General features: G+C 59.2%; 2 protein-coding genes. One reads left to right on the plus strand and one right to left on the minus strand.

The features are described from left to right. Positions 1-33: 33 nt before the first annotated feature. Positions 34-627 (minus strand): recombinase family protein, encoded by a 594-nt coding sequence (locus EXZ48_RS34075; RefSeq protein WP_130521456.1) that lies wholly within the window; start codon positions 625-627, stop codon positions 34-36. 154 nt (positions 628-781) lie between these two features. On the opposite strand from EXZ48_RS34075, the gene EXZ48_RS34080 reads away from it, so the two are divergent. Beyond that, positions 782-3,754, plus strand: a complete 2,973-nt coding sequence (locus EXZ48_RS34080; protein WP_130521458.1) for a Tn3 family transposase — start codon at positions 782-784, stop codon at positions 3,752-3,754. Positions 3,755-3,811: the final 57 nt, after the last annotated feature.

Raw genomic sequence — 3,811 nt, forward strand, 5'->3', positions numbered from 1 at the left:
GGGGTCGGAACAAGATCTGTTCAAAATCCTGCGCTAAGGTCGAACGGATCGTGAACCCTCGTCTCGAACCCGCATAATGGTTTGACGACTGGTCATGAATTTCCTGGCGATCGCTGAAACGCTCATCCCAGTTGCGAGATCGTCGCGCACATCCTGCTTCTGTTTGTCGCTGAGCGTCGAGGGGCGGCCGAGGGCCTTTCCTTCCGATTTGGCGCGCTTGAGACCGGATTGCGTCCGCTCGATCAGCAAATCGCGCTCGAACTGGGCGACGGCGTTGAGCACGGTCATGGTCATCGTGCCGGCCGAGCTGGTGAGATCTGCGCCGCCGAGCGCAAGGCAATAGACGCGCACGCCCATTTCGGCCAGAGCCTTAACCGTGGTGCTGACGTCGATCGCATCGCGGCCGAGGCGATCAAGCTTAGTCACGATTAGAACGTCGCCGGACTCCAGCTTGTCCATAAGCCGGGAAAAGCCGCGGCGCTGCGCAATGGCGGTGCTGCCGGAAATCGTCTCGGTGACGATCCGGCGCGGCTCGACCTGAAAGCCGGCGGCTTCGATTTCCTGAATCTGGTTTTCGGTGGTTTGCCCGATCGTGGAGACGCGGACATAGGCAAAGGTGCGTGGCATAGGTCGAATTTCGTCCGAATAGGATGTCCGAAATATCCCGCCTGTTCAAAAGCATGTCAAGATAATTTGTGGACAGGCTGTTTTGCCCCTGTACGAAATCGACCGTTTCCGTACAGAGGATTGGCCACCAGCGTATGTTGTAAGGAGTAAAACGGTGGCCCGGCGGACCCTTCTCAAGCCTCAGGATCGACAGGAGCTTTTCGACGTTCCAACCGACGAAGACAGCCTGATCCGCCATTATTCCCTATCGCCGGCCGATCGACTTGAAATCGAGATTCGCCGACGCGAGCATAATCGGCTTGGCTTTGCGGTGCAGCTCTGCCTGATGCGCTATCCCGGCCGCGCGCTCATGGCCAACGAAGCACTCCCAAAGGCGATGCTCCACTATGTTGCTGAGCAAATCGGCGCCGACCCTGCTTCATTCGAGTGGTATGCCCGTCGTGAAGAGACGCGCATGAACCACGTCGCGCATCTGCTCGGTTATCTGGAAATGAGGACACCGGCCGCAGATGATCGTCGTGCGGCGTTGCTGGCAGCCATCGAGGCCGCCTCAACAACAGATAAGGGAGCGCCGATCGCAAAAGCGATCATTACCGCGTACCGGGAGCGCCGGGTTCTCCTGCCGGCGGTGAACATGATGGAACGCATGGGCTTGGCAGCGCGTGCCATTGCACGCCGTCGCGCTGAGCGCGCGCTGATCTCGGATCTCGATTCGGAAAAGCTCGAAACCCTAGATGCCCTGTTAGGCGTTGATCCGGCGATCGGACAGACGCGCTATCATTGGCTGCGTTCTGCTCCAGACGCACCGGGAGCGGGGAACCTGGTCGGCTTGACGGAGCGTATCGCCTTCGTGCGCTCGCTGGGGATTGATCCCCGTTTACAGGCTCGCATTCCTTCCGGGAGATGGGACCAGATGATCCGTGAGGGGGAGGCAACGCCAGCCTGGCTTGCCAGTGACTTCAGCGCCAACCGTCGCCGCGCGACAATCGTTGCGCAGGTCATTAAAGTCGGCCAGAAGCTTACCGACGACGCGGTGATGATGTTCATCAAGCTGATGGGCCGGCTGTTCTCTCAGGTCAACAACCGGAAAAAGCAGCGCCACATGAACACCCGCGTGGAAACATCCAAGGCACTGCGACTATTCCTTGATACGATTTTGGCGCTGCAGGCCGCCAATGATGCCGACGAAGACGCGATCGAGATGGTAAATCGGAAAGTCGGTTGGCATAGGCTGCTGCAGATCAAGCCTGGTCTCGAGGCGATGGTGGAAAGCAGCGACGCTTCGCCTTTGGTGCTGGCCGCTGAGCAACATGGGAATATCCGCAAGTTCGCAGGAGCCTTCCTTCAGGCGTTCACGTTCCACTCGCGTCGCCGACACGATCCGCTGCTCGCGGCGATCGCGACTCTGAAAATGCTTTATGTGGAAGGGCGTCGCATCTTGCCGGATCGCGTGCCCGTCGGCCATCTGGGAGCGACCGAGAAAAAGTTGATCTTCGAGGATGGAAAACCGGATCGGCGGCTTTACGAAATCGCGACGCTTACGCATTTGCGAGACCGACTGAATTCGCGAGACGTCTGGGTCGAGGGTAGCCGGTCATTCCGGCCGATAGACGAACATCTCATGCCGAAGCCGGCCTTTGTCGCCCTGAAGGAGGAAAATGAACTCGGCCTCGGTGTCCCGAGCGACGGTGCGGCTTGGCTCGCGGAAGTTCGCCAGATGATGGATGTCAACCTCAAACGGTTGGCTTGGCGAGCCCGTTTCGGGAAGCTCGATGGCGTCAGAATGGAAGACGGCACACTGATCGTGACGCCACATGCAAGCGACGTTCCCGCCGCGGCGGAAGCTCTCAACGCCGAAATCACGGAAATGTATCCGCTGGTCGAGGTGCCGGACCTTCTCAGGGAAGTGCATGAATGGACCGGATTTGCCGACCAGTTTACCCATGTCCGGACGGGAGATGCGCCGCAAAACATCGCCGCTATGCTGGCCGGCGTTTTGGCGGATGGCACCAATCTCGGCCCGAAGCGTATGGCGGGAGCCTCCAAGGGTATCAGCGCCCACCAGATCGGCTGGATGCGCAGCTTCCACGCCCGCTCGGAAACCTATCGGGCCGCGCAGGCGTGCGTCACCGATGCCCACACGCGGCATCCGCATTCGCAAATTTGGGGCGACGGAACGACCGCGTCGTCTGATGGGCAATTCTTCCGCGCCAGCGACAGGGCCGCCAAGCGCAGTGACATCAACCTGCATTATGGCAGCGAACCGGGATCGAAATTTTACAGCGGGCTTTCTGACCAATACGGCTATTACAGCATCCTGCCGATCAGCCCGACCGAGAGCGAGGCCGTCTATGTGCTCGATGGCCTATTCGACCACGACACGATCCTCGACATCGAGGAACTGTTCACCGACACCGGCGGTGTCAGCGATCAGCTCTTCGGGCTTTTCCCCATCGTCAACAGGCGCTTCTCGCCTCGCATGCGTAATCTCAAGGACCGGAAATTCCATACGTTTGAGAAAGCGGATGCCTATCCGGAGCTGGCTAAACACATTGGTGTGCCGATCAATTCCGATCTCATCCTGGAGCATTGGGACGAGTTCTTGCGTCTTGGCGTATCGATCACGACACGAACCGTTGCACCATCGACCATCCTGAAGTGGTGCTCATCGTCAAAGTCCAGTGATCTCGCCAAAGCCTTGCGCGAGCTCGGCCGTATTGAGCGTACCTTGTTCATGATCGAATGGTATTCAAACCCGGCCTTGCGCCGGCGCTGCCAGGCCGGGCTCAACAAGGGCGAAGCCGCCCACAAGCTCAAACGCGCTGTCTTCTTCCACGAGCGCGGCGAAATACGGGATCGATCCTTTGACAGCCAGGCGTTCCGTGCTTCGGGGCTAAACCTCGTGGTCAGCGCCATCGTTCATTGGAACACCGTCTATCTCAGTCGCGCGACGGCACACTTGCGCCAGCGGGGTCGGCATATTCCCGACGAGCTGCTGAGGCACATCTCACCGCTCAGCTGGGAGCACATAAATCTCACCGGCATCTATTCCTGGGACACCGAACAACAGTTGCCCGAAGGCTTCAGGCCCCTGCGGCTTCCCGGCCGAATCCTCCGAGCGGCGTGACGTTCACCGTTCGTTCGACCTTAGCGCAGGATTTTGAACAGATCTTGTTCCGACCCC

The sequence above is a fragment of the Shinella sp. JR1-6 genome (assembly GCF_004284735.1).
Classification (GTDB): domain Bacteria; phylum Pseudomonadota; class Alphaproteobacteria; order Rhizobiales; family Rhizobiaceae; genus Shinella.